Annotated in this window: 24 protein-coding genes; 9 read left to right on the forward strand and 15 right to left on the reverse strand. The window is 44.3% G+C overall.

Going from position 1 to position 24,694, the window contains the following annotated elements; all coding sequences use genetic code 11:
* Window positions 1-100 precede the first annotated feature (100 nt).
* The 8 genes from pal to JZ784_RS08590 form a co-directional block, all read right to left on the reverse strand.
* Window positions 101-670, reverse strand: a complete 570-nt coding sequence (gene pal / locus JZ784_RS08555; protein WP_130147065.1) for a peptidoglycan-associated lipoprotein Pal — start codon at window positions 668-670, stop codon at window positions 101-103.
* Window positions 671-705: 35 nt separating this feature from the next.
* A complete protein-coding gene (gene tolB / locus JZ784_RS08560; RefSeq protein ID WP_346314686.1) occupies window positions 706-1,989 on the reverse strand; it encodes a Tol-Pal system beta propeller repeat protein TolB in 1,284 nt (427 codons plus the stop codon).
* A gap of 189 nt (window positions 1,990-2,178) precedes the next feature.
* The gene (locus JZ784_RS08565; RefSeq protein WP_346314555.1) at window positions 2,179-2,697 is read right to left on the reverse strand and encodes a TonB C-terminal domain-containing protein; all 519 of its coding nucleotides are present in this window, start codon (window positions 2,695-2,697) and stop codon (window positions 2,179-2,181) included.
* Window positions 2,698-2,751: 54 nt separating this feature from the next.
* A complete protein-coding gene (gene tolA, locus JZ784_RS08570; protein ID WP_346314556.1) occupies window positions 2,752-4,170 on the reverse strand; it encodes a cell envelope integrity protein TolA in 1,419 nt (472 codons plus the stop codon).
* A gap of 3 nt (window positions 4,171-4,173) precedes the next feature.
* Complete coding sequence (gene tolR, locus JZ784_RS08575) at window positions 4,174-4,623, reverse strand: protein TolR (protein ID WP_346314557.1); 450 nt, start codon at window positions 4,621-4,623, stop codon at window positions 4,174-4,176.
* Window positions 4,623-5,321 (reverse strand): protein TolQ, encoded by a 699-nt coding sequence (gene tolQ, locus JZ784_RS08580; protein WP_130147075.1) that lies wholly within the window; start codon window positions 5,319-5,321, stop codon window positions 4,623-4,625. Before tolQ ends, tolR begins: the two co-directional genes overlap by 1 nt.
* Before the next feature lie 25 nt (window positions 5,322-5,346).
* Window positions 5,347-5,757, reverse strand: coding sequence for a tol-pal system-associated acyl-CoA thioesterase (gene ybgC, locus JZ784_RS08585; protein ID WP_005008678.1), 411 nt, complete (start codon window positions 5,755-5,757; stop codon window positions 5,347-5,349).
* Between the two features lie 311 nt (window positions 5,758-6,068).
* Complete coding sequence (locus JZ784_RS08590) at window positions 6,069-7,418, reverse strand: amidohydrolase (protein WP_346314687.1); 1,350 nt, start codon at window positions 7,416-7,418, stop codon at window positions 6,069-6,071.
* Window positions 7,419-7,718: 300 nt separating this feature from the next.
* Here JZ784_RS08590 and JZ784_RS08595 point away from each other — a divergent pair, with 300 nt between their 5' ends.
* Together JZ784_RS08595 and JZ784_RS08600 are read left to right on the forward strand one after the other, a co-directional pair.
* Complete coding sequence (locus JZ784_RS08595) at window positions 7,719-8,300, forward strand: hypothetical protein (RefSeq protein ID WP_346314558.1); 582 nt, start codon at window positions 7,719-7,721, stop codon at window positions 8,298-8,300.
* Window positions 8,301-8,652: 352 nt separating this feature from the next.
* The gene (locus JZ784_RS08600; protein ID WP_346314559.1) at window positions 8,653-9,309 is read left to right on the forward strand and encodes a hypothetical protein; all 657 of its coding nucleotides are present in this window, start codon (window positions 8,653-8,655) and stop codon (window positions 9,307-9,309) included.
* A 32-nt stretch (window positions 9,310-9,341) separates the two neighbouring features.
* Here the strand turns inward: JZ784_RS08600 and ruvB are convergent, their stop codons facing one another.
* The 3 genes from ruvB to JZ784_RS08615 all read right to left on the reverse strand — a co-directional run bounded on the left by ruvB (window position 9,342) and on the right by JZ784_RS08615 (window position 12,678).
* Window positions 9,342-10,349 (reverse strand): Holliday junction branch migration DNA helicase RuvB, encoded by a 1,008-nt coding sequence (ruvB, locus tag JZ784_RS08605; protein WP_346314560.1) that lies wholly within the window; start codon window positions 10,347-10,349, stop codon window positions 9,342-9,344.
* Between the two features lie 244 nt (window positions 10,350-10,593).
* Window positions 10,594-11,196: a Holliday junction branch migration protein RuvA gene (ruvA, locus tag JZ784_RS08610; protein ID WP_346314561.1), complete on the reverse strand. Its 603-nt coding sequence runs from the start codon at window positions 11,194-11,196 to the stop codon at window positions 10,594-10,596.
* A 141-nt stretch (window positions 11,197-11,337) separates the two neighbouring features.
* On the reverse strand, window positions 11,338-12,678 hold the full coding sequence (locus JZ784_RS08615; protein WP_346314562.1) for a deoxyguanosinetriphosphate triphosphohydrolase: 1,341 nt from the start codon (window positions 12,676-12,678) through the stop codon (window positions 11,338-11,340).
* Between the two features lie 209 nt (window positions 12,679-12,887).
* Here JZ784_RS08615 and JZ784_RS08620 point away from each other — a divergent pair, with 209 nt between their 5' ends.
* From JZ784_RS08620 to JZ784_RS08635, 4 genes are all read left to right on the forward strand, one after another.
* Window positions 12,888-14,516, forward strand: coding sequence for an arylsulfatase (locus JZ784_RS08620; RefSeq protein ID WP_346314563.1), 1,629 nt, complete (start codon window positions 12,888-12,890; stop codon window positions 14,514-14,516).
* A gap of 101 nt (window positions 14,517-14,617) precedes the next feature.
* Window positions 14,618-14,821, forward strand: coding sequence for a hypothetical protein (locus JZ784_RS08625; RefSeq protein ID WP_346314564.1), 204 nt, complete (start codon window positions 14,618-14,620; stop codon window positions 14,819-14,821).
* Between the two features lie 259 nt (window positions 14,822-15,080).
* Entirely contained in the window at window positions 15,081-18,917 is a 3,837-nt protein-coding gene (gene purL / locus JZ784_RS08630) for a phosphoribosylformylglycinamidine synthase (RefSeq protein ID WP_346314565.1), read from the forward strand.
* A gap of 323 nt (window positions 18,918-19,240) precedes the next feature.
* The gene (locus JZ784_RS08635; RefSeq protein ID WP_004693854.1) at window positions 19,241-19,369 is read left to right on the forward strand and encodes a KGW motif small protein; all 129 of its coding nucleotides are present in this window, start codon (window positions 19,241-19,243) and stop codon (window positions 19,367-19,369) included.
* Window positions 19,370-19,533: 164 nt separating this feature from the next.
* On the opposite strand, the gene JZ784_RS08640 is transcribed toward JZ784_RS08635, so the two are convergent.
* Window positions 19,534-20,133, reverse strand: a complete 600-nt coding sequence (locus JZ784_RS08640) for a hypothetical protein (protein WP_346314566.1) — start codon at window positions 20,131-20,133, stop codon at window positions 19,534-19,536.
* A gap of 56 nt (window positions 20,134-20,189) precedes the next feature.
* Here JZ784_RS08640 and JZ784_RS08645 point away from each other — a divergent pair, with 56 nt between their 5' ends.
* Window positions 20,190-20,504 carry an NGG1p interacting factor NIF3 gene (locus JZ784_RS08645; RefSeq protein WP_346314567.1) on the forward strand — a complete coding sequence of 105 codons (315 nt, stop codon included), beginning with the start codon at window positions 20,190-20,192 and terminating at the stop codon, window positions 20,502-20,504.
* A gap of 232 nt (window positions 20,505-20,736) precedes the next feature.
* On the opposite strand, the gene JZ784_RS08650 is transcribed toward JZ784_RS08645, so the two are convergent.
* Together JZ784_RS08650 and JZ784_RS08655 are read right to left on the reverse strand one after the other, a co-directional pair.
* Window positions 20,737-21,492, reverse strand: a complete 756-nt coding sequence (locus JZ784_RS08650) for a nitroreductase family protein (protein WP_346314568.1) — start codon at window positions 21,490-21,492, stop codon at window positions 20,737-20,739.
* A gap of 106 nt (window positions 21,493-21,598) precedes the next feature.
* The gene (locus JZ784_RS08655) at window positions 21,599-22,399 is read right to left on the reverse strand and encodes an enoyl-CoA hydratase-related protein (protein WP_346314569.1); all 801 of its coding nucleotides are present in this window, start codon (window positions 22,397-22,399) and stop codon (window positions 21,599-21,601) included.
* 105 nt (window positions 22,400-22,504) lie between these two features.
* Between JZ784_RS08655 and JZ784_RS08660 the strand changes: the two genes are divergently transcribed.
* Both JZ784_RS08660 and JZ784_RS08665 read left to right on the forward strand, forming a co-directional pair.
* Entirely contained in the window at window positions 22,505-23,074 is a 570-nt protein-coding gene (locus JZ784_RS08660; protein ID WP_346314570.1) for a nicotinate-nicotinamide nucleotide adenylyltransferase, read from the forward strand.
* A gap of 109 nt (window positions 23,075-23,183) precedes the next feature.
* A complete protein-coding gene (locus JZ784_RS08665) occupies window positions 23,184-23,720 on the forward strand; it encodes a YceI family protein (RefSeq protein ID WP_346314571.1) in 537 nt (178 codons plus the stop codon).
* Between the two features lie 45 nt (window positions 23,721-23,765).
* Here the strand turns inward: JZ784_RS08665 and JZ784_RS08670 are convergent, their stop codons facing one another.
* Entirely contained in the window at window positions 23,766-24,662 is an 897-nt protein-coding gene (locus tag JZ784_RS08670) for a LysR family transcriptional regulator ArgP (protein ID WP_346314572.1), read from the reverse strand.
* Between the last annotated feature and the right edge of the window lie 32 nt (window positions 24,663-24,694).

Raw genomic sequence — 24,694 nt, forward strand, 5'->3', positions numbered from 1 at the left:
CAAATAAAAAAGCACTCAAATGAGTGCTTTTTTATGCCGATTTTTCGTATAGGCATCCGTTTTGAAGGACGCTCTATAAAGTTAAATCAGCACCGTTAAATTATTTTAACAGTGGAGGCACAGCTTCATAGTTGATTTCTACACGGCGGTTTTCTTTCCAGGCATTTTCATCATGGCCCGCATTGATTGGCATTTCTTTGCCGTAGCTGACTGCTTCAAGCTGATTTGCGCTGACACCGCTGGTCACCAAAAAGCTTTCTACCGCTTTTGCACGGCGCTCGCCCAAAGCCATATTGTATTCACGCGTACCGCGCTCATCGGTATGGCCGGTTAAAGCAACGCGTGAGTTTGCGTTAGCAACAAGGAACTGCGCATGCGCTTGAAGGGTTTGCAGGTCTTCATTGCTTAACTCAGTGCTGTCATAGTCAAAGTGCACAACACGCTTAGCTAAAAAAGCTTTATTGGCGGCAGTTACGCCTTTTGATGATGCGCCAGCAAGATTTTGCGCATTCAGCGCTGCATCTTCGCTTAAGCCGTCTGTATTTACAGTCGATGCGCTTGATGGGTTTTGAGTGGCATCAACATTGGCAGCCGGTTTGCGGTTTGCGCAGCCTGTCATCATCATGGCAGTTGCTAAAACAGGCAATACAAATAATTTTACAGCGTTCATGATTCTCTCCATGATCTTTCATTATGATTTAAACGTTATTTTGGTGCCCAAGCCGGTTCACGCACTTCGCCTTGCTCGCTTGGCAAGTTCATGCGGAAACGGCCATCCAGCGACATAATCGCAAGCAAGCCGCGGCTGCCTTCGCGTGTCGCATATACCACCATTTGTCCATTTGGCGAGAAGCTTGGCGATTCGTCCAAACTGGTTGGCGTTAAGATGTTGGTCACGCCAGAATCAATATTCTGTACGGCAACTTTGTAATTGCTGCCGCTCGGCCGGTGAACCAGCGCGAGCTTTTTACCATCTGCGCTTAATGTCCCGCGTGCGTTGAATGCGCCGCGGAAGGTTAAGCGTTTGCTGGTGCCATCGGCAAAACTGTATTTGTAAATTTGCGGAGAACCGCCTCGGTCAGAGGTATAGATAAACGATTTTCCGTCTGGCGCATAGCGCGCTTCTGTATCAATCGCACTGTCATTGGTCAGGCGCTGCAGCTGGCGGCTGTCCAAATCCATTTGATAGATTTCAGGATTGCCGTGCATGGAAGCAGTAAACAGCATGCTTTTACCGTCCGGCGAGAAGCTTGGCGCGCCATTTAAGCCGAGGAAGCTGGCCAGTTTTTCACGGCTGCCTGTTGCCAAGTCTTGCACATAAATTGCAGGACGTTTGGTTTCAAAAGATACATAAGCAATCTTTTTGGCATCCGGTGTCCATGCAGGAGATAAGATCGGATCGCGGGATGTCAAAATAGTGCGGGGCTGTTCGCCGTCAGTATCGGCAATTTGCAGTGTGTAGCGCTGTTCAGGTGTTGCCGGGTTGCGCAGCACATAAGCAATGCGTCCGCTGAAATCGCCTTGAATGCCTGTCAGCGCTTCATAAATCGCATCACTGATCATATGTGCAGCTTGACGGGTGCGGGAAGCCGGTATGGTCAGCAACTCATTGAGCAGATAAGTTTTCTTCTGCACATCATAGAGCTGATAGTGGACTTCGAATGAACCGTCAGCTGCAGGCTTCATCGAGCCGGTTACGACATAAGGCACACCGGCGGCTTGCCATGCTTCAGCATTCGGCGTGTTCATCGCCGCTGTTGCAGGCAGATTTTTAGACGAACTGGTGAATTTTCCAGAACGGTTTAAATCGTTTTCAATAATTGGGTACAGGTTTTGATCATTACTGAACGGCACAATGGCAATTTTGGGCGCTTCTTCAGGCGCCTTGGTGATTTCCAAATGCAGCTGCGCATGTGATTGTGTGATTAAAACCGGACTAAGTGCTGTTAAAACGGCTAAGCAGAGCAGATGTTTTCGCGTCATTTCCATCATTCGCTGAATACTCTAAATCTAGAATTTCTTGTTACTGTGAATGTGTCACATAATGGCATGTTTTTGAAATATTGAAAGAACAACATTATGATTAAACTGTTATTCGTCTGTGAATTCGTGTCTAAATAATTGCAGTTTATGGTGACGCTTTCTTTAAAAATACAATGTTCCGCTTAACGGATGTTCTTATTTAGATTGAAAGGACATATAAATGAACCGAGATTCACGTTGAGCATCCGGATTTTCAGGCAGTTCAAAAGGCGCAACACTGTGAATGGCTTTTTCAATACTGTCTTTAAAAGCTTGATTTGGTGCGTCGCTAATGACGATAGACTGAATTGAACCTGATGGCGTTAAAATAATTCTAGTATTGGCTTTTTGCTCACTTGAATCCGCTGGTACTTCCCAATGGCTAAAGATTAAATGCTTAATTTCGGCTTTGGCCTCAGATGCAAGCTTTTTGGCTTCTGATTTACGAGAAGCCTCAGCTGTTGCTGCGCGTTTAGCTGTTGCTGTTTTTCGTTCAAGTTCACGTTTATATTGCTCAGAATATGCCTTTGCTGCAGCCATGGGTGCATTCGCGGAACTCACCGCTATTTTTTCGGGCTGAATCTGAGAGGCTATTGGATTGTCAGCAGGGCTGGCAAATGTTAGCGCTGAACCTGCCATCACAGGAAATAGAAGCAAGAGTTTAACGGTATGCATTCTTGGGGGCTTAGTCCTATAAAAAATCCCCCTGACGAATCAGGGGGATTTATATCAATTTGAAGATCTAAAGGTGGATGTCAGATTCTGCGCTTCGCGGCGCGCATCTGGATCTGAAGGCATTGGATACGGCGCTGCCGCTCGTACAGCTGCTTCAATACTGGCCTTCATGTCTGGATCGCTGGATGAGACAATCACTGAACGCACTGCACCGCTTTCAGTTAACGTAATTCGGGCGGTGGCTGTTTTGCCAGCGGAGTCGGTTGGAGTATCCCAAACGCGTTTGATTTTGTTTTCAAAATCTCTCTTGGCCGTTGATGCAATCTTTTTCGCTTCAGCTTTTTTCTGCGCGGCTTCTTCAGCTGCTTTTTTAGCAGATGAGGCTTTGGCTTCTTCGGCTGCCCGTTCACGTGCTTCTGCATCGGATCTGGCTTTGGCATCTGCCTTGGCTTTTGCATCGGCGGCGGCTTTATTTTTTGCGTCAGCATCCGCTTTGCGTTTAGCGGCGTCTGCATTGGCTCTGGCCTGAGCGTCGGCTTTGGCTTTAGCATCGGCGGCGGCTTTATTTTTTGCGTCAGCATCCGCTTTGCGTTTAGCGGCGTCTGCATTGGCTTTGGCCTGAGCGTCGGCTTTGGCTTTAGCATCGGCTGCGGCTTTATTTTTTGCGTCAGTATCCGCTTTGCGTTTAGCGGCGTCTGCATTGGCTTTGGCCTGAGCAGCAGCCTTCGCTTTTGCATCGGCATGCGCTTTCACAGCTGCCGCTGCTTTAGCTTCTGCTTTGCGTTTTTCTGCATCTAAAGCGGCTTTGGCTTTTGCATCTTGCTGCGCTTTTAATTTGGCATTCTCGGCTAGACGTTTCGCTTCTAAATCTGCTTTGCGTTTTGTCTCAGCTGCACTGGCTTTGGCCTGAGCTGCTTTTGCTTCAGCTGCGGCTTTGCGTTGGGCTGCTTCAGCATTCGCTTTAGCATCTGCATCTATCTTACGCTGTGCAGCCTCAGCTTTAGCTTTTGCATCCGCCTGAGCTTTAGCTTGTGTTAGGGCTTTCAGCTTGGCGGCTTCATCAGCTTGGCGTTTTTGTTCAGCGCGCAATGCTTCAGCTGCGGCTAGGCGTTCAGCTTTTTCAGCAGCTTGAGCTTGAAGCGCTGCTTTTGCCGCGTCAGGTTTTGGCAATGCTGCCGGCGCAGGCGGCGGTGCCGCAGGAATGACGGGCGCCGGCTCTACACTGGGCTCTGCGGTTTGAGTGACCTCAGCGGCGACATTTTCATGCGCGGTTTCAGTAAACTCTGTTTCTTCTCGGGTCACCGGCTTTAAATCTTCAGGCTTCACCAGCACCGTTTTAATTTGCTTGGGCGGCTCAGGCGGTTTGCTCATGCCCAGATAAAGCAAGCCCACAACTGCAATCACATGGATACCGATGGTGAATCCAGCTGCAGTCGCTTTTTGTTTAAAAGGTGGCTTTTTAAAATCTTTCATAAATTACTTTAGCGGCTCTGTCAGCAATCCAACCTGTGATAATCCTGCATCCTGCAGTGCAGACATCAGTTTGATGACTTCACCATAAGGGCGGGATTCACTGCCATTAATCAGGACGCTGAGCTGTTTATTATTGGCCTGAGCTTGTGTCTGCGCATCTGTCAGCGCTGTTTTCAGTTCTTCTAAAGTCAGCACTTCATTCTTATGAGCGCCGTCTTCCAGCCTAATGGCGCCATCCGCTTCTAAGGTTACAATAGCAGGGCGGTCTTCAGACTGAATCGGGCTGCTGTTGGCTTGCGGCAAGTCCACTTTAACGCCAGTCGTAATCATGGGCGCAGTGACCATGAAGATGACTAAAAGCACCAGCATGACGTCAATGTAAGGCACGACATTCATATCGCTTTTCAGCGGTTTTTTGATGCGCTCGAAGCGTCCTGAACGTTGAATAGCCATCAGTGCTGTTCCTGATCAGAACCCAATGACTGGCGCTGCAGCAAGGCCACCATTTCTTCAGCAAAAAGCGCACGGTCTGAATAGACGGCTTCACCTTTGGCTGTGTAATGGTTAAATGCCAACACGGCAGGAATAGCGGCAAATAGGCCAATTGCAGTGGCAATCAATGCTTCGGCAATACCCGGGGCAACGGTTGCCAGTGTCACTTGCTCAACTTGGGCTAAACCAATGAATGCATTCATGATGCCCCAAACCGTGCCAAATAAGCCGACATACGGCGCCACAGAACCAATGCTGGCCAAAGCGCCCAAGCCTTGCTCTAAGCCGCCTTGGTCACGGCTCAGGCCGACGCGCAAAATACGCTCTGTGCCTTCAATGCTTTGCGCTGCAGGCGCATTGCGTTTTTTCAGCTTTAAAAATTCACCGAGGCCTTGATAGAAAATATCTTCCAGGCCGACCCGCTTCGAATTAAGCTGCGCATTGTTGTAAAGGGTATTCAGTTCGGCGCCAGACCAGAAGATTTTTTGAAAATGATCATCATCGGCCTGCGCCTTTTTGTAGCTCATATGCAACTTGGCAATCAGATACCAGCTGTACAGCGAGGCTAATAAGAGCAGAAGCATTACCAGCTGTACAACAGGACTTGCTTGTAAAATTAAATCTGATACGTGAAGGGTAGATTCTAGTTGAGTTGCCATAGTTACATTGAGCCAATTAATTTTTTTAATCTTGTTCCAATTCTTTCAGAATCAGTTTGCGGATTTCTTCCGGAAGCCGTGTTGGACGCATGCCGTCTACGCTGATGCAGGCCAATTCGACTTCGCCGGAAGCAAGCATGATTTCACCACGATAAATATTTTGTTGCAATACAAATGACGTTGATTTACATGAAACTACACTTGCTGTAACAGTAATCAGGTCATCCATGAGTATAGGGCGTGAATATTTCACATTTATTTTATGCACAACAAAGTTGTAGTCTTTTTGATGCCAATAGTGGCTAATGCCTGATGCGCGAAGCCATTCAGTACGTGCGCGCTCCATGAAGCGGATGTGGTTGGCGTGGTAAACAATGCCGCCTGCATCTGTATCTTCAATATAGACACGAATATTGAACTCGAATTTATTCGCCATGAGAGTGTTCCGTCTGTTTCTAAATCTGATGAGTTTTTAGCTGCACTGAGAATATGAAATCGGCATGTTTTAAACATGACTTCAAATCAATAAATCGTCAAGTGCGTCAATGACGGGCAGTTTAGCACTCTGAAAATTCACTCCAATGGCACAAGATTTCAAATCCTGGGCGCTTGTGTGCTTTATGTTTCGCATAATACTGCTGTGAATTGATATTTATTTATGCGGTTTTGCAGAAGATTGCAGATGAAATGGCGGTCACAGCCATTAAAAAGGTGAACAGGAACAATTCACCTTTTTTTCTTTATATTTTATTTTGCAGGGCTTTGCTTCCGCTGCCATGCATTTTGCACTTGTGCGGCTGCTTTGGGATATTCCATCACAAAGCGCATATGGCTTTCTATGCCTGTTTTCAAGGTGGCGTCATCGACCGTAAACAGCGGGCTGTGATTGGGCGCAGCCTTTGACATATCTTGATCTGATTGAGTTGCGCCGATAAAGATAAACAAGGAAGGCATGAGTTGCCCATAATAGGCAAAGTCCTCGCTGGCGCTGGCATTGCTGTCGAGCACATGCAACTTCCCTTCGCCATTGACTTGCGCCAAAGCAGGCTGCATCAGTTTGGTCAGTGTTTTATCGTTGCTGGTGACAGGCGCATAAGGCGCAATTTCAACTTTCGCGGTCACATCATTGGCCTGTGCATTATGTTCGATCAGCGCGGGTAAATCTTTTAAAAGGCCTTGACGGATATCTTCATTGTTGGAACGGATGGTGCCGACCATATTCACCAGTTCTGGAATGACATTGCCTGTAGTGCCGCCTTGAATGCTGCCTATACTGACCACGCCCATGCCTTTGGTTAAATCTGCTCTGCGGCTGACTAAGCTTTGCATATTGCTGATCATCTGCGATGAGGCATAAATCGGGTCGCGGCCCAGCCATGGCATAGAGCCATGCACTTGTTTACCATTTACCTGAATACGCAGATGGTCGGCACTGTTTAGGATCGCGCCATCTTTATAGAAGATATTGCCGCTGGGCATACCTGCCATAACGTGCATGCCAAAGATGACTTCAGGTTTCGGGTTGTTCAATGCGCCATCAGCAATCATTTTACGTGAACCAATCTGATCACCCTGAGTAAAGTTGTCGATATCAGCTCCGCCTTCTTCTGCCGGCTGAAACACAAAAACAATGGTCCCGGCAATTTTATCTTTATTGGCCGCCAGCGCTTTGGCCGCGCCTAAGAGCATTGCAGTATGCGCATCATGGCCGCATCCATGCATCACGTGCGTTTCTTTGCCTTGATAAATGGCTTTGGTTTTGCTGGCAAATGGCAGCCCGGTTTTTTCTTCGATGGGCAGAGCATCCATATCAGCGCGCAGCGCCATGACGGGGCCAGGCTTTGCGCCTTTGAGTACGCCAATTACGCCAGTTTTAGCATAGCCTTTGCGGACGTCAATGCCATAAGATTTTAATTCCTTTTGTACCAGTTCAGACGTTTTGAACTCCATATTGCCCAATTCTGGATGCTGGTGAATATGCTGCCGTAATTTAATGGCATGGCTTTCGGTATTTTTGGCGGCGTCATCAATCCAGTCAGCAAGGGTAAATTGGCTGCAAAAAATCAGCGGCAGGCAAAGAGAAATCTGCTTGTACATGTTCATATCTTGGGACAATCCTGAAGAGTTTGAAATAATTAAAGTGACTCTCTAGCATCGCATACTGAATGAAATCTAGATAAAACCCTTTAAGTATTAAAGAGATACTTTCAAGGTATATTCTGTTTTAGTGATTGAAATACCAAAATTTTATTTTGTACTCAGTATTGTAGATTTATGTGTTTTATATGAAATTAAGTTTTATGCATTTAGGTTTACACTTTTTTCGCTTTGAGATACAGCGATTTAATTCAATTGATAATGGGGCCATTACAGCTCTGTGCAGTATTAGAGTATTAAATGAGTCATTTTTTTAAATTTGTCATCATGATTGCCATGGCTTTTATGCTTTGGTCATATTGGCTGAAACCGGATCAAGGGATTTCAGATGCAGCTGATTATCAATCGGCTGAAGGTGTTCATCAGTTTGATGGCTATAGCATGACGAATTTGGAGCCTTATGCGGGGGAGTTCCGGGTTTTATCACGCGAAGATTATAGTTTTGGACGAGAGGCTGAAATTAGTCCGGTTGATTTTGCTTTGGGATGGGGAAGCATGACTGATCCTGCTGTTTATAAGCTGTTATCTATTAGTCAGAGCAATCGCTGGTATTATTGGCGTTATGAAAATAATCCGCCAATTCCAGTCAATGAAATTTCAACACACAGCGCGAATACGCATTTAATTCCTGCAACTAAAGCGATTGCCAAACAACTGGCTCAAATTGATCAAGATAATTTGATTTATTTAAAAGGGCAGTTGGTTGAAGTAAAAGCAGTAGATGGCTGGACGTGGCGAAGCTCCCTTAGCCGTGAAGATACGGGAAATGGAGCATGCGAGTTGATGCTGGTGGAAGAAGTGAGGGTGATTTCTAAGTCTTAGATCTTTTATTTGTTGAATTAAGCAAGAATATTATTTTGTAGAGAGGGTGAGCTAATTGAACTTAGTTCCAGATACTCTTTCTAATGTTGGATGTGATTAGTTTTCTATATGGTTTGGTCTATTTGCTTTTGACGGGACAAAAGTATCAAAATTCCTCTGTTGGATTGAAAGGATGTCCTGAGCAAGCTTTAAGCATTGCTTTAAAGCGTAGTGCAAGTCAATCCAACGGGCGACATCCATGTCGCCTGTCATGTGATTTTTTTTGAAGTGATAATTCTCAATAATAAAAATATAAGTTTATGATTTATAGTTAAATATATTTGAAAATTATTTAAATTTTTTAGAGGTAAAATTGGTAAACCAACAAGAAAACACGCAGGCAGTAGTATTACAGCCGTCGAATGAGAAAAAGATTTATCTGGATTTAACACATTCCACAGATTGGGTAGTGGCTGGATCAATTTTTGTATCAGCTTTAATAAGTTTTATTGGATTTTTAATTACAATTTATGTAGTGAGAAAGTCTACAGAAAGTCAAATTCAATCCAATGAAAGTTTAATAGAGCAACAGAAAATTTTAAAAATTAGGGAGTTAGAAATATTAAATAAAAATAATACTCTACAGAGAATTAAAGAATTAATTGGTGATAATCTTTATTTAGCAGGAAATGTACAGAACCAAATTGAAATAGGTATTAGTGAGATACAACAACAAAAATTTGATAATTTTTTTCATTCAAGGCATCACGGGGATTTCAAAATACTACTTAATAATTATCAAAGTTCTATAAACCGTTTAAGAGTATATTTAGGGAATGAAACCCAACATTCAGAAAAACTAAATAAGCATTTTCGAAAAATGCAATTACTCTCTTGGAGTTTATATACTGCCGATATGAATGAGCTAGCTTTGAGTGATAGTCTTGATCAATGGGTGAAAGAATTTAAAGTAGGTGAGATTTTGGTGCAAAATTATTTGAATGATGAACTTAAAAGTATTTATAAATAATATTTAAAAAAGCAGCCTAAGCTGCTTTTAAATCATTTATCCTTCGGCTCAGGTGGTGTCATACCAAACTGTAAATAAGCCATATTGGTAGCAATACGCCCACGTGCAGTACGCATGGTATAACCTTGCTGAATCAAATACGGTTCAATAACATCTTCCAAAGTGCCGGAATCTTCCGCCATGGCGGCTGCCAAAGCTTCCACACCGGCAGGCCCGCCGTCAAAGCGCTCCAGCAGCATGCTTAAATAACGGCGGTCGAGTGTGTCCAGGCCGTCTTTATCGACATTCAGCATATCCAAAGCACGTTGCGCCATGTCTTGAGTCACTTCACCTGTACCTTTGACTTGTGCATAGTCACGTACACGACGCAGCAAACGGTTGGCGATACGCGGCGTTCCGCGCGCGCGGCGTGCAACTTCTTGAGCGCCGTCTTTGGAAATAGGCACATCCATCAAATTGGCTGAACGCGTCACAATATGAGTCAGGTCTGCAACGCTGTAAAATTCTAAGCGCTGCACAATGCCAAAACGGTCGCGCAGCGGAGAGGTCAGAAGGCCGGCACGGGTCGTGGCTGCGACTAAAGTGAATGGCGGTAAATCCAGTTTGATTGAACGGGCAGCAGGGCCTTCACCAATCATAATATCCAGCTGGTAGTCTTCCATGGCAGGATAAAGAATTTCTTCAATCACGGGGGAAAGGCGGTGAATTTCGTCAATAAACAGCACATCGCCTTCTTCAAGGTTGGTGAGCATGGCCGCTAAATCACCGGCGCGTTCTAAAACAGGGCCGGAAGTTGATTTGAGATTGCCGCCCATTTCACGGGCAATGATATTGGCCAGTGTGGTTTTGCCTAAACCTGGCGGGCCGAAAATCAGGGTATGATCCAGCGCTTCTTCACGGCCGCGCGCGGCGCCGATAAAGATTTCCATTTGTTCACGGACCACAGGCTGACCGATGTAGTCATCGAGTGAGGTCGGGCGGATGGCGCGGTCGAAGTGGTCTTCAGGTTTTTCGGAGCCACTGATGAGACGGTCTTGCATAAGTGTTTAACTAATCTCTATATTGTTGAGGGGGAATCACAGCCTCAAAAAGCGATTGAACTTTATATGCCATTGTATAGGCGATTCTCACTTTTGACTGGGCAAAAGTGACAAAACCCAATTGTTAAACTGATGCTACGTCCTTGTAGCACAGTTTAACGGCGGCATCCATGCCGCCTGCATGACTCAAATATTGTCAATAGTTCAAAAAGGCAAGGATGCAGAGCTCATTAGAAACTAAAAGTTATTTATTCATCGATTTTAAAGCTGCACGGATAATGTCGCTGGCTTCGGTAAAATGCCCTTTGGCTGCATTCACCAATTTCTGTGCTTCTGCAGGCTTATAACCTAAAGACTGCAAGGCCGCTTCGGCTTCTGCAACGGCAGAGTTGCCCGTAAACTGGATTTGCTCAGCAGTTGAGTTGCTTGGCGCAGAGCTGGATGACATTGTTTTGAAACGGTCACGCAGTTCAATCATCAAGCGTTCTGCAGTTTTTGCACCTACGCCCGGAACTTTAACCAAGGTTTTAACATCACCCTGTTCTACAGTATGAATCAGCATGTCTACGCTTAACGTCGACAGAATCGCCAGCGCCATTTTGGGCCCGACGCCGTTGACTTTGAGCAGGGTGCGGAAAATAGTTTTTTCCTGCGCATTGGCAAAGCCAAACAGCAGCTGCGCATCTTCACGCACCACTAAATGCGTCCATAAGGTAACTTTCTGACCTTTCTGCAACTGGCAGAATGTAGACAGCGGCGTATCTACTTCATAACCCACGCCATTCACATTCAAAAGCACTGTGGAAATTTCCAGTGCAAGCACTTCGCCAATTAAACATCCGATCATGGAATTTGTTCACTTCTAGGTTGATGAAAAGAATAGTAATCGGCATTGCGGTGAAATACAAAATGCCGAGAACTAAAAAAGCGCAAAATAGGCTATTTACTGCTTAATCCATATTGCACAGCTTCATTTTAACGTCTTGGCTTAAATTAAGCCGGCCTTATTGCCTTGCAGCTCTTGAGACAAGTTATAGGCTTGGTGGTCTGAAAACTTAGAAATAATATCTAAGACCTGCATAATGTTTTCATAATGGTTGCTGCCAAAGTGCGCGCCAGAACGGCATAAAATCGCCATTAAGCGCTGCTCTTTAAAGCTCAATGTTTTATGCGGGGTAGTCAGCGGAATAAAGGCATCTAAAATGTTCTGCAAGCTTTGATGGGCAATAATTTCCAAGCCGGCTTTTTGCGGATGCTCAAAGATTTTATCGCGCGCTAAATCTTTCGCACGGTTAATGCCTAGCTCAATATCAGCAGCGCAGTATTGCAGTAAGCTGCCTGAAAGCTGCCCGCTTAAAATTTCAAAATGATGCTTGGCAAAAGCCGAGGTGACTTCTTCAACCAGACGCTTCATCACCCGCCCGCGCAGGGCTGCAATTTTTTGCTGCCAGGTGGTATCGGGCATCGACAGTTCAGTTGGCGCGCTGTATTCACCGAGCAAGCTTAAAAAAATCGGCTCAACTTCTTCATAAGACAGCATGTTTAAAATAATGCCATCTTCAAGATCAATCAGGGCATAGCAAATGTCATCTGCAGCTTCAAGTAAATAAGTCAGCGGATGGCGGCAATAGTGATAATCGCCCAGTTGAATCAGTCCGAGCTGTTCTGCGATTTGCTGCAGAATTTCTTTTTCCGCCTGATAGCAGCCAAATTTGGCGCGTTGACTGGCAGGCGTGTTGCCTTGCGACTCGATGGTTTTAGACAGCCATGGATATTTTAAATAAGCCCCTAAGGTTGCATAGGTCAGACGCATGCCGCCGTCATTCGGATGGTAGTCAATTTTCGTCAGCAGGCGCAGGCCTTGGGCATTGCCTTCAAACTGGCGCACATCGGCTTGTTCTTCTGCAGAAAGCTTTTCTAAAAAGTTGCCATGGGATGCATCGTCAAACCATTCACGAATGGCGTATTCACCTGCATGGCCAAACGGCGGGTTGCCAATATCATGCGCTAAACAGGCCGCCTGAATAATGGCTCCGACATCGGCAGGGGAAATCCAAATCGGCAGTTCATCTTTGATTTTTTCCGCTGCGAGCATGCCGAGAGAGCGTCCAATGCAGGACACTTCAAGTGAATGGGTTAAGCGGGTATGAATGCCGTCGTGCTGAGTCAGCGGATGGACTTGGGTTTTTCGGTTCAGCTGGCGGAAGCTTTGCGAAAAAATAATTCGGTCATAATCTTTGTGGAATGGGCTGCGCGCCAATTCGGTATTTTGTTTTTTACTTCCAATACGGATTGTTGAGAGCAGTTCTAGCCAACGCATTTGCATCATTTATCGTTATTCAGTTATTTACTCAAAACATCATGCCAAATTTGCAGAAAAAGAACTAGGGTAAGGCGTCATATACTGTCACTTTAATAGGGTGAAACTGTAATTAACTTTGCAAAAATTGAGCTAGAGAATGTCAAGTTTTTGACAGGCTGAACGTGCCGATTTCAGGCAGATTAAGCACATGTTCTTATATAAATGATGAAAATAGCATGTCAGCAAAACAGCCGAATATTTTACTTATTGTTGCCGATGACCTTGGCTTTTCTGACCTTGGTGCATTTGGCGGCGAAATTCATACTCCAAATTTAGACGCCATTGCCTTGGAAGGGCTAAGGCTCACCAATTTCCATACAGCGTCTACGTGTTCACCCACGCGGTCTATGCTGCTGTCTGGCACAGATCATCATCTAGCGGGTTTAGGCGCAATGGCTGAAGCCATTCATCCTGAGCAAAAAGGCCAGACAGGTTATGAAGGTTATTTAAATGATCAAGTGGCTGCATTGCCAGAGCTGTTAAAGGATGCGGGCTATTACACCATTATGTCCGGGAAATGGCATTTGGGTTTAACGCCAGAACGCTTTCCTGCACGCCGCGGCTTTGAAAAATCATTTACTTTACTGCCGGGCGCAGCCAATCATTATGCGTTTGAAGCCGATATTCCTGAAAAGGAAATTCCAGGCCTATTGAAAGTGACCCGTGGCCTATATGCGGAAAATGATGAATATGTTACGTCATTGCCAGAAGACTTTTATTCTTCGGACTATTTTACAGACCGTTTATTAGATTATTTACAAGATGACGGCAGCCGCCAAACCCGTCCATTTTTTGCCTATTTGCCTTTTTCTGCACCGCATTGGCCCTTGCAGGCGCATCCGGAAGATATTCAAAAATATCAGGGTGTGTATGATGCAGGGCCAGAGGTATTGCGTCAAAAGCGTTTAGCGCAAGTGAAAAAATTAGGCCTGGTCAGCTCAAATGCCACTATTCATCCTGTATTGGCGCAAACTAAATTTTGGGAAAATTTAACGGAAGCTGAAAAACAGTTTTCTGCACGGACAATGGAAGTCTACGCAGCCATGGTTGATCGCCTGGATCAGAATGTCGGCCGTGTCATTGAATATTTAAAACAGACCCAACAATATGACAATACCATGATCATCTTTTTATCTGATAATGGCGCTGAAGGCGCGCAGCTGGAGGCTTTGCCGGTATTTGGCCCTGACATTTCTGCCGTGATTGATAAATATTATGACAATGCTTTAGAGAATGTCGGTCATGGCAATTCATATGTTTGGTATGGCGAACATTGGGCGCAAGCAGCCACTGCGCCATCACGGCTTTATAAAGCGCATACCAGTGAGGGCGGAATCCGTACGCCAGCTTTTATTAAGCATCAAGCCTTTGCGCGGCAGCAGGATATTAGCCATGAGTTTTTAACAGTGATGGATGTCTTGCCCACTGTATTGGAAACCCTGCAGATTCAGCATCCGGGGGGGCGTTACAAAGGCCGCCAATTGGTACCCTTGCGTGGACAAAGCATTTTGCCGTATTTGAATAAGCAGCAAGATTATATTCATGAGAAAGATCACATCACCGGTTGGGAGCTGTTTGGGCAAAAAGCGTTGCGCAAAGGCGATTGGAAGGCCTTATTCATTCCAGCGCCGAATGGCCCAAACCAGTGGCAGCTATACAATTTGGCTGAAGATGCGGGGGAAACAGAGGATCTAGCCGAGCGTTATCCTGAAAAATTACAAGAATTATTGGCGGATTGGAAAGTGTATGTTAAGGACAATGGCGTCATTGAATTTGGCCAGCAGGCACAGGTGAAAATCGCATAGCTGAATCCGTCTATAACGATAATTGTTACAGACTTTTTTAGCTTCTCTTTGACGCTGCTTAAGCAAAGAATATCAAGGTTAAATAAAATGGATCAACTTTAATGGCAGCGGCACTGCGCGGCTTTTCGCAAAGGTGCCGTAACATTTTGGTCACGGTATTGCATATGGTTTTGCTGAATCAGCAAATGAACGGTGATGTATCAGCGTTTGCGCTTTGTTATCACCAAGCTTGTCATAGCCTTGATCAGATTGGCCTAAATCTTGAGCGGGCGATTAAACAAAATGGAATGCCGCCGCCCCCTTAATCACTTTTAAACAGTCATGCCGCTCAAAGGCGGCTTCACTTTTTGATACAGATTAAAAATTAATTTTTTTGCTGAGTTTTCAAGTTGATAATTTTTTTAGATTGATAAATAAGGGTTTGAACTAATTTTTGTGGTGATAAAGCCCAATATTGGTGATTTTCTATCTAGCTGATTCTGCCAATACACAGTAGAATATGCGCTCTCTTCAAGTCACATTGCGGCATGGTTCAAAAGACCTGCCCGTGGAGCCAAAAACAGCATGTTTATCGTTGCCGGTGCACCTGCACACTCTTCTTTTAAGCAAACACAACTATTAACACGCCTTGCGTCAATCAGTTCTGTTCAATCAATAGAAAGCCAATGGGTTTACCTTTTCGACCAAGCGCTCGACGAGCAACAACAGCAATCTGCTTTGCAGCTTCTGAACGATGGCGCAACCTTTCAAGTTCGCCAAGCGGCAAGTGATGAAGTTCAGGTCCTTGTGACACCGCGTGTAGGTACAATCTCGCCGTGGTCATCAAAGGCAACGGATATTTTTGCCAACTGCAATACCCCGATACACCGCTTAGAACGCGGTGTTTTGTTTACTTTAAAAGGTATTTCTGAAGTATCGGACGCAGTAAAACAAGTTTTGCATGACCGCATGACTGAAAGTGTATTCAACCAAATTGAAGACGCTGCGGCATTGTTCTCTGAAACTGAACCAAAGCCTTTAAACACAATTGACATATTAGGTCAGGGTAAAGATGCTTTAGTAAAAGCCAACTCTGAGTTTGGTTTTGCGCTCTCTGATGAAGAAATTGATTATTTAGTTGCTGCTTTTAACAAGCTTGGCCGTAATCCGCACGATATTGAACTGATGATGTTTGCTCAGGCCAACTCTGAGCACTGCCGTCATAAAATCTTTGGTTCTGAATGGACAATTGATGGTGAAAAACAGCCATTGTCATTGTTCCAAATGATTAAAAACACTTATAAAGAATCACCGACAGATGTATTGTCAGCCTATAAAGACAATGCTTCGGTGATCGTTGGATTTGATACTCAGCGTTTCTATCCGAAGAAAGATGAAGCGACGGGTCACCACGTTTATAAATACAAGAGTCAAGCCGCTCACATCTTGATGAAAGTGGAAACGCATAACCACCCAACAGCGATTGCGCCTTTTGCCGGCGCTGCAACTGGCTCGGGCGGTGAAATTCGTGATGAAGGCGCAACAGGCCGCGGCGGTAAGCCAAAAGCAGGTTTAACTGGCTTTACCGTGTCTAACTTGAATATTCCGGGCTTTGAACAGCCTTGGGAAGAAAACTACGGCAAACCATCTCGTATGGCATCGCCGCTTCAAATCATGATTGAAGGGCCTTTGGGCGGCGCTGCTTTCAACAATGAGTTTGGCCGTCCTGCTTTAAATGGCTACTTCCGTACTTTTGAACAAAATGTGAATGGCGATGTGAAAGGCTTCCATAAGCCAATCATGATTGCCGGCGGTTACGGCAACATCCGTCCAGACCACGTGGAAAAAGATGCGATTCAACCGGGCGACTTGCTGATCGTTCTTGGCGGTCCTGCAATGCTGATCGGTCTTGGCGGCGGTGCGGCATCTTCTGTGGACAGCGGTAAACTCGGTGAAAACCTGGATTTCGCTTCTGTACAGCGTGAAAACCCTGAAATGGAGCGCCGCTGCCAAGAAGTGATTGATGCGTGCTGGCGCATGGAAGACTTCAACCCAATCGTGTCTGTGCATGACGTGGGCGCAGGCGGTATTTCAAATGCAATGCCTGAGTTGGTGAATGACCACGAACTGGGTGCGATTCTTGATTTGCGTAAGATTCCATCGCTTGAGCAGGGCATGTCTCCAATGGAGATCTGGTCAAACGAAGCGCAAGAACGCTATGTATTGGCGATTCGTCCAAGTTCTTTAGAATTATTTGAATCATTATGTGCCCGTGAACGCTGTCCGTTTGCCGTTTTAGGTGAAGCAACAGAAGCGCGTCAATTGACGGTGAACGATCCATTGTTTGACAACAAAGCCGTGGATATGCCAATGCAAGTCATGCTGGGCGGCACACCGCGCATGAGCCGTTCGTATGAAACCATTGAGCGTCAAGGCGACGACTTTGATGCATCTAAAGTTACAGATTTGAAAGATGCAATTTACCGTGTACTGAAAAACCCAACGGTTGCATCGAAATCATTCCTGATCACCATTGGTGACCGTTCAATTACAGGTATGGTTGCACGTGATCAGTTTGTAGGTCGTTGGCAGGTTCCTGTTGCAGATGCAGCAGTAACCACAACAAGCTTACAAGGCTATACAGGTGAAGCCATGGCGATGGGTGAACGTCCACCTGTTGCCTTGTTAAATCCTGCGGCATCTGCGCGTTTATCGGTTGCAGAGTCGATCTCGAATATTATGTCTGCAAAAATCGACCAGATCAGTGACATTAAATTGTCTGCAAACTGGATGGCGGCAGCAGGACAGAAAGGTGAAGACCAAGCTTTATTCGAAGGTGTAAAAGCCATCGGTATGGAAATGTGTCCTGCACTGGGTATTGCAATTCCAGTGGGTAAAGACTCATTGTCTATGCGTACGACTTGGAATGATGAAGGCGAAGACAAATCGGTGACTTCACCGATGTCAGGTGTAATCACAGCTTTTGCTCCTGTGACTGATGTCCGTAAAACCTTAACGCCTGAATTGAAAAATGAAGAATCAGTACTTGTCCGTATTGATCTTTCGAAAGGTCAGTTCCGCCTAGGCGGTTCGATCCTTGCTCAGGTCTATAAAGCGATTGGTTCAGTGACACCTGATGTAGATAGTTTTGACGACTTCAAAGCATTCTTTGCCTTGGTTCAGGACTGGAACAACCGTGGCTTAATTAAGGCTTACCACGACATTGGTGATGGTGGTTTGCTTGCAACTGTTGCGGAAATGATGTTTGCAGCACGTCTCGGTGTGGCTTTAGAAGATCAATCAACTGAAAGCCTATTTGCAGAAGAAATTGGTGCAGTGCTTCAAATCAGCGCGTCTGATTGGGCAACACTTGCAGAAGAAGTTGCGGCATCTACATTACGCGATGCAATTGCGGTTATTGGTACGGTAAACAACACCGATCAATTGACTGTAAATGGCTTAGTGCTTGAACGTGCAGACTTGCAAGTGGCGTGGACTGAAGTATCACATCAAATCCAACGTCTACGTGACAACGTAGAAACAGCGGATCAAGAATTTGCATTAATCACGGACAAATCACATGCAGGTATTATTGCAAAACCTACATTTGATTTGAATGAGCCAATCGAAGCGCCGTACATCAACGAACGTCGTCCAAACATGGTGATCTTACGTGAACAAGGCGTAAACGGTCATGTTGAAATGGCTGCGGCATTCGACAAAGTTGGTTTCAACACTGTAGATGTGCACATGAGCGACTTACTTGCAGGTCGTATCAGCCTAGATGACTTTGAAGGTCTTGTGGCATGTGGTGGTTTCTCTTACGGTGACGTAATGGGCGCTGGTGGTGGCTGGGCGAAATCAGTTTTATTCAACCCGAAACTTCGTGACCAATTTGAAAAATTCTTCAACCGTGATGAGACGTTCTCTCTTGGTATTTGCAACGGCTGTCAAATGTTGTCGCAATTGGCTCCACTGATTCCGGGTGCTGAAGCTTGGCCGCGTTTCCACCGCAACACTTCTGAGATGTTTGAAGCGCGTGCAGTTAACGTTCGTGTTGAAAAATCGAACTCTGTATTGTTAGAAGGTATGGAAGGTTCGATTTTACCAATCGCGGTTGCGCATGGTGAAGGCCGAGTAGTTGCAACTGCGGATAAGATTGCTGCGTTAAATGCAGGCAACCAAGTAAGCTTGCGTTATGTTGATAGCCAAGGGAATCCAACACAGCACTATCCAATGAACCCGAATGGTTCACCAGAAGCGATTACTGCTGTGACTTCTAAAGATGGCCGTGCAACGATTATGATGCCGCATCCGGAACGTACTTTCCGCGCCATCCAGCATTCTTGGAAACCGGAAGAATGGACTGAAGATGGTGCATGGTTACGCATGTTCCGCAATGCGCGTAAGTTCATTGGTTAATTTTGTATAAATTCATCTGAATAAAGAGCCACCTGCGGGTGGCTTTTTTTAGACTGAAATTTATCAAAAGATATAATAAATGTTGTGAATGTTTGATTTTACTCATATAATCGCCAACGTTTTTAAACCACCTTCGGGTGGTTTTTTGTTTATGCAGTTTTTTGCTTTTAATTTTATTTCTCCCGCTGAAGTTGGTTTAGATTTTGCTTTTATATTGATGTGAACGTGCTATTGTGTAATAAATGCACAAATATTATGTAAAATAAAAGAAAGACGGATCACTAAACAATTTCAGTACCAACACTCATGTATGAGGTGATGACATGATTAAAACAGTGACATATGAAGCAGTCGATAAGTCTGCGTTGCGTAAAAAAGGATGGAAGTTGTTTGCTGTGATTTTGAGTTTGCAATTGATCTTTTTGATTTTGGGTTATGCATTGCAGATGTAATTTTGAGAATTAAAAAACCGCCGTGAGGCGGTTTTTTTCTTTATAAGAATTTTATTTTTACTTTTGATTGGGCAAAAGTAACAAAACCCTTTTGTTAGACTGATGAGACGTCCTGTCCCACAGTCTAACGTGCGACATCCATGTCGCTAGTCATGTGATTGTACTTAGTCTTTGAAAATGTTTTCATAAAAATAATAGAAAAACTGTGTTCTTTGATAATTAGATTTTGTAGTAAATTTTTGATTATTTTCAATTTCTTCTAAAAATTCAAAACTAATCAAGTCCATATTGGGGCTTGGAAAATAGAATTTAGATTGGTCGGTGTCTCTGGAAGAGTTATATAGTTCTTTAATTAAAATAATTAAGTAGTTATTTAATTTAGTAATAATATAGGTATATTTATCAAATTCTTGTTTGAATATTTGTTCTTGGGCTAAAAGTTGGAAAGCTTTAGCTAGCATTTTTGCTTGATCCTCCAACATTGTATTTTGAAGTATTTTGAATATTTCAAACCCTAATCTTTGGTGATTAGGGTTATCAGCCATAAATTTTTCAATATCCTTTTCATCTAATTCTAATGTCTCAAGAAATGTTTTGACTTGTAGATAATACAAGCCTTCATTTGCAAGTTTTGATTGCAAATAAATTTCGTTGGCAGAGCTTCTTAAAGCTTCGGATATGCCAAATGTTCCACTATTTCCAAACTGCCATAATAGATGTTTTGAGGTGGTTGAAATATATTGAAGTAATGGATGGTTATTCATAATGACTATTTGAATTTATAATTAACAATCATATCTCTATATTTTAAAATAATTCAATGCTCAAACTAATTTACTACGTCCCCGAATCTCACCTTGAAACCACCAAACTTGCCATTTTTGAAGCAGGGGCAGGTGGTATAGGAAACTATGAACACTGTGCTTGGCAAGTTTTAGGTACCGGCCAGTTTAAACCTGTAAAAGGAGCAAATCCGTTTATAGGTGAGTTGGATGCTTTGGAGAAAATTCCAGAGTGGCGGGTGGAAACCATCGTTCCAGAGGAAAAAGCTTCTGCTGTGGCAAAGGCTTTAACATTAAGCCATCCCTATGAGGAGCCCGCTTTTGAGTTTATTCAAATTGTCGATATTCTTTAATGGTGAATCTAAAAATATATTTGATGCACGTTAACGTCATTCGCAACTGTTTGAGGCAGGACTTAATTTATCAGATAAAGTTTCTGCGACTAAATTGATAAAAGGCGGAATAGAACGAGTTTTGCGAATGACAATGGTTTTGCCTACTTTTCCCGAAAGAAAAGTAGGTCGAACCGAAGGTTAATCCTGAAATTAAAACTTTAATGAAAAGATTCCATTGAGAAAGTCAATATTAAACCTTCTGAATAAATAGCTCACGGTCAAAACGATACTGCGGGAAAAACACACCGTCTTCTGCACGCTCACCTGCACCAATTACCATCACAGGGTATTGTTGATCATTCAGATTTAACAGTTTACGCACCAAAGGCTCATCAAAACCTTCCATCATACAGCTATCAAAACCATAAGCACGTAAAGCTAAGACTAGATTCTCGCAAGCTAAAGCTGTGGTTTTACTTGCCCAAAGCTTAGCATCAGCTTGATTAAAAGCAGTCACAGGCAGTTGTTTATCTAAGCTACGTGCAATTTTAAAAGCAACTTTCTTAAAGTTACCCAGTGCGTTTAAGTAACCAGTCTTATAGTTATAAGGAATGAACTTGTAATATTTCTGTACAGCCGCAGGCGCTTCAGGAAAAGGGAACTCGGTAATGTTGCGTTTTGCCATTTCATCATTGCGGTCTGTACGCGCGACACACACGATCAGTTCGGACGCAGTTTTTGCAGCAAGCTGTCCTAAGCAGGCTTTGACCAGCTGTTTTTTCTTAGCCGGGTTTTGCACCACATAAAAAGTCCAAGGCTGCAAGTTAGATGAGTTTGGCGCAAGCAGTGCCAAGTCTAAACAGCCATCCAGCACTTCAGCTGGAATTTCTTTCTTGGTAAATTTGCGCACTGAACGGCGGCTTTGAATAACTTTCTTAAAATTTTCGACATCGATGTCTTGTGGCGCAGGCTCAAAGTATCGCTTTTTATCATTAGTGTTTGTCATAAGAAGTTTTCCGAATGAGTTTTTAAAATATGTTGGGATTGAAAATAAAAAAACCACTGTGTTAATTATTACACAGTGGTTTTTTTAGTCATTCAACAATTAAAGGTCAGTTGAACTGAGAAAAGTCTGGTTTGCGTTTTTGCATAAACGCAGCCACGGCTTCCATCATTTCTGGAGAGCCGACACGATCCATGAAAATTTCAGCTTCATGATCAATCCAAGCCACAATGTCATTCACATTGTGCTTCATCAACGCTTTAGACTGCACCAAAGAGGCTAAAGGCAAAGCAGACAGTTGCGCTGCTTTTTTGGCAGCCGCTGCATACACATCATCTTCAATACTGTTGACAAGGTTTGCAGAAACCGCCGTTGCACTGTCAAACTTCTGAGCGGTCAGCAGTAATTCAGCAGCTTTGTGGTAGCCTGCCTGTTCAACTAACAATTTGCTTGAAGCGCCTTCTGGAGATAAGCCAAGGCTGACAAATGGAATTTGGAATAGGGCAGTGTTGTCGCTATAAACTAAGTCGCAATGCAACAGGATTGTTACCCCAATACCAATCGCCACACCGCGTACAGCGGCAATCAGCGGCTTAGAGAATTTTGCCGCAGATTTGAGCAAAATAAACGGAGCGCCTTGAGATGCCGGAGCTTGGCCTTTTTGCGCTGCAGATTTCATGAAATCCTGCATGTCATTGCCTGCAGTAAAGTCTGCATTTTCACCACGCAATATGACAGCACGAACGCGATTGTCCAGATCCGCTTCATCTAAAGCCTGTGCAATTTTTAAATACAGCTCTGTATACAAAGCATTCTTTGCTTCAGGGCGGTTAATGGCTAATGTCAGCACACCATTTTCTAAATTCGCATTCAAATGTTCATGAGGTTGTTGAATACAGCTCAGTGTCATCGTACTATCCTTGCTTTCAATTAATTCAAGTTTTATGGGCTCATTATGTCGCATTTTCAGCTTGCCGGCACAACTCATGAGTTCATAAAAAACGATGATCTTGCTATGAACTATAAATTTGATTACTTGGTATTCATTGGCCGTTTTCAGCCTTTTCATTTAGCGCATATGCAAACGATTCATATTGCGCTACAGCAGAGCCATTACGTTATTTTAGCGCTGGGGTCTGCGCAGAATGAGCGCAATATCAAAAATCCGTTCACAGCAGAAGAGCGGATACAAATGATCTTATCCAACTTTTCTGAAGCGGATCAGCAGCGAATTAAATTTGTGCCTGTGATTGATGTTTATAACGATGAAAAGTGGCAAAAACTGGTCAAATCTTTGGTTGCTGAAATTACCCAGCCAGAAGACCGCATTGGCTTAATTGGGCATTTTAAAGATCATACTTCATATTATTTAAAGTTCTTTCCAGAATGGGAAATGGTTGAGCTGGACAGCCTGCAAGGGTCAATGTCCGCAACGCCTGTGCGTGAAGCCTATTACCGGGGTGAAATTATGGAATCGGCCTTTCCTTTAGGCACCAGCGAGTTTTTACACAAATTTAAAGAAACAGAGATTTATCTACAATTGCAACACAAATTTTTGACTGACGATAAAAGCAATTTAAGCTGATGTTCGGTATTTTAGATTGGAGTAGATGAGTGAAGCATTACAGGGCTAACAGGCTGAATACTGTTAGACGGAGCATGAAATGGAAGTCATAAAACTGATGCGGCGGCTAATGGCAGGGATAGCTGCGGCCAGCCTGCTAACGCAGCTGCATGCACAAAATTGGATATTGACGGATTCGAGCAGTATCAGCTTTGATATTAAAGCAATGGGGCTTTCGGCGGTAAAAGGTGTTTCCAATCAGTCACAAAATCGGCTGTATTTTGATATTCATACACCGCAAAACGCCTCTGTTATTGTGATTTTGCCCGCCAATAGTTTAAGGTTCAACCATCCTGCGTTAAAACCCATGATCATGGGGGAGGATTTTTTCAATTCCGCTCAATATAAAACTGTAACGTTTAAGAGCACGGAATTTGTACCGCAGGATCCAGACCGCTTTAATGTGCAAGGGGAATTGACTTTACGCGGCATCACCAAGCCTGTGACTTTCGATGCAGTGCTTAAACCGAATGCTTCTAATTCTAAATTGCTGGATGTTTATGCGGTTGGCTACATCAACCGCAGTGATTTCGGCATGAAAAGATCCTATGGCGGCGTTGGGGAAAAGGTCGATATTAAGCTGACTGGCCAATGGCAGTTAAAGTAGCATTGGCTGTTCAATGCCGCTGAATCCATCTCAGCTGCCCGCAATTTAATACAGCGGATTATTCATGATCAGGCCCGCCTGAGCCAGAAGCAAGCCGCTTAACTGTTCCAGCACTTCAGACTGCTGCTTCCAGTGATGCCAAAAAAGCGGAAGCTCTATACGCAGTTCAGGTGCAACCTCGACTAATTTGTGCTCTTTTAAATACGGCCCAGCTTGATAATCCGGCAGCCATCCATAGCCTAGGCCCATTGTGACCGCATCGAAAAATGCGCTTGAAGATGGAATAAAATAATGCGGATATTGCGATGGATTGAGTCCAAACCGTTGCTGAATGGTGGCTGTATGCATCTGGTCTTTAGCATTGAAAATCAGCGCCGGCGCATGGCGGAGCGCATCGCGGCTCACTCCCTTAGTAAACCATTGCTGCGCAAATTCAGGCGCAGCAACAAAGCGGTAGCTCATGCTGCCTAGGTATTCAGCAATGCAGCCTTTCATTGCCTGAGATTCTTGTGTGACACAGGCATTGACTAGGCCTGCTTCCAGCAAATGATGGGTTTTAGATTGATCATCTACGTGAAAATGCACGGTAATTTTGTGTTCGATCAAGGCAGGCTTGAGCAAGGGCAAGAGCCAGGTCGCCAGAGAATCTGCATTGGCGGCGATATTGACCTGATGAAATGAAGCGGTTTGTCCAGTGAGGGTTTGAATGAAATTTTGTTCAAGCAAACGGCTGTGCTGTAAATAGTGAAGCAGTGACTGGCCGGCTTGCGTTGTTCTGCAGGGGCGTTCACGCAGAATCAGAACTTGGCCCAGCGTTTTTTCGAGACTTTGTATCCGCAGCGTGACCGCTGAGGCCGTAATGCAGAGGCTTTCTGCGGCGAGGTCAAAACTTCCTGCTTCTGCAACCGCAAGAAATGCGTCGCACTGTTTATGATTGAGCATGATGCATCTCGCAATTAACTTAATAAAATTTA

The organism is Acinetobacter sp. CWB-B33, assembly GCF_039655955.1.
Classification (GTDB): Bacteria; Pseudomonadota; Gammaproteobacteria; order Pseudomonadales; family Moraxellaceae; genus Acinetobacter; species Acinetobacter bouvetii.

Excerpts from the sequence above, each read along its gene's own strand:
- pal (WP_130147065.1), bottom strand. The coding sequence starts at position 670 with ATGAACGCTGTAAAATTATTTGTATTGCCTGTTTTAGCAACTGCCATG.
- tolB (WP_346314686.1), bottom strand. The coding sequence starts at position 1,989 with ATGGAAATGACGCGAAAACATCTGCTCTGCTTAGCCGTTTTAACAGCA.
- JZ784_RS08565 (WP_346314555.1), bottom strand. The coding sequence starts at position 2,697 with ATGCATACCGTTAAACTCTTGCTTCTATTTCCTGTGATGGCAGGTTCA.
- tolA (WP_346314556.1), bottom strand. The coding sequence starts at position 4,170 with ATGAAAGATTTTAAAAAGCCACCTTTTAAACAAAAAGCGACTGCAGCT.
- tolR (WP_346314557.1), bottom strand. The coding sequence starts at position 4,623 with ATGGCTATTCAACGTTCAGGACGCTTCGAGCGCATCAAAAAACCGCTG.
- tolQ (WP_130147075.1), bottom strand. The coding sequence starts at position 5,321 with ATGGCAACTCAACTAGAATCTACCCTTCACGTATCAGATTTAATTTTA.
- ybgC (WP_005008678.1), bottom strand. The coding sequence starts at position 5,757 with ATGGCGAATAAATTCGAGTTCAATATTCGTGTCTATATTGAAGATACA.
- JZ784_RS08590 (WP_346314687.1), bottom strand. The coding sequence starts at position 7,418 with ATGTACAAGCAGATTTCTCTTTGCCTGCCGCTGATTTTTTGCAGCCAA.
- JZ784_RS08595 (WP_346314558.1), top strand. The coding sequence starts at position 7,719 with ATGAGTCATTTTTTTAAATTTGTCATCATGATTGCCATGGCTTTTATG.
- ruvB (WP_346314560.1), bottom strand. The coding sequence starts at position 10,349 with ATGCAAGACCGTCTCATCAGTGGCTCCGAAAAACCTGAAGACCACTTC.
- ruvA (WP_346314561.1), bottom strand. The coding sequence starts at position 11,196 with ATGATCGGATGTTTAATTGGCGAAGTGCTTGCACTGGAAATTTCCACA.
- JZ784_RS08615 (WP_346314562.1), bottom strand. The coding sequence starts at position 12,678 with ATGATGCAAATGCGTTGGCTAGAACTGCTCTCAACAATCCGTATTGGA.
- JZ784_RS08620 (WP_346314563.1), top strand. The coding sequence starts at position 12,888 with ATGTCAGCAAAACAGCCGAATATTTTACTTATTGTTGCCGATGACCTT.
- JZ784_RS08625 (WP_346314564.1), top strand. The coding sequence starts at position 14,618 with ATGGCAGCGGCACTGCGCGGCTTTTCGCAAAGGTGCCGTAACATTTTG.
- purL (WP_346314565.1), top strand. The coding sequence starts at position 15,081 with ATGTTTATCGTTGCCGGTGCACCTGCACACTCTTCTTTTAAGCAAACA.
- JZ784_RS08635 (WP_004693854.1), top strand. The coding sequence starts at position 19,241 with ATGATTAAAACAGTGACATATGAAGCAGTCGATAAGTCTGCGTTGCGT.
- JZ784_RS08640 (WP_346314566.1), bottom strand. The coding sequence starts at position 20,133 with ATGAATAACCATCCATTACTTCAATATATTTCAACCACCTCAAAACAT.
- JZ784_RS08645 (WP_346314567.1), top strand. The coding sequence starts at position 20,190 with ATGCTCAAACTAATTTACTACGTCCCCGAATCTCACCTTGAAACCACC.
- JZ784_RS08650 (WP_346314568.1), bottom strand. The coding sequence starts at position 21,492 with ATGACAAACACTAATGATAAAAAGCGATACTTTGAGCCTGCGCCACAA.
- JZ784_RS08655 (WP_346314569.1), bottom strand. The coding sequence starts at position 22,399 with ATGACACTGAGCTGTATTCAACAACCTCATGAACATTTGAATGCGAAT.
- JZ784_RS08660 (WP_346314570.1), top strand. The coding sequence starts at position 22,505 with ATGAACTATAAATTTGATTACTTGGTATTCATTGGCCGTTTTCAGCCT.
- JZ784_RS08665 (WP_346314571.1), top strand. The coding sequence starts at position 23,184 with ATGGCAGGGATAGCTGCGGCCAGCCTGCTAACGCAGCTGCATGCACAA.
- JZ784_RS08670 (WP_346314572.1), bottom strand. The coding sequence starts at position 24,662 with ATGCTCAATCATAAACAGTGCGACGCATTTCTTGCGGTTGCAGAAGCA.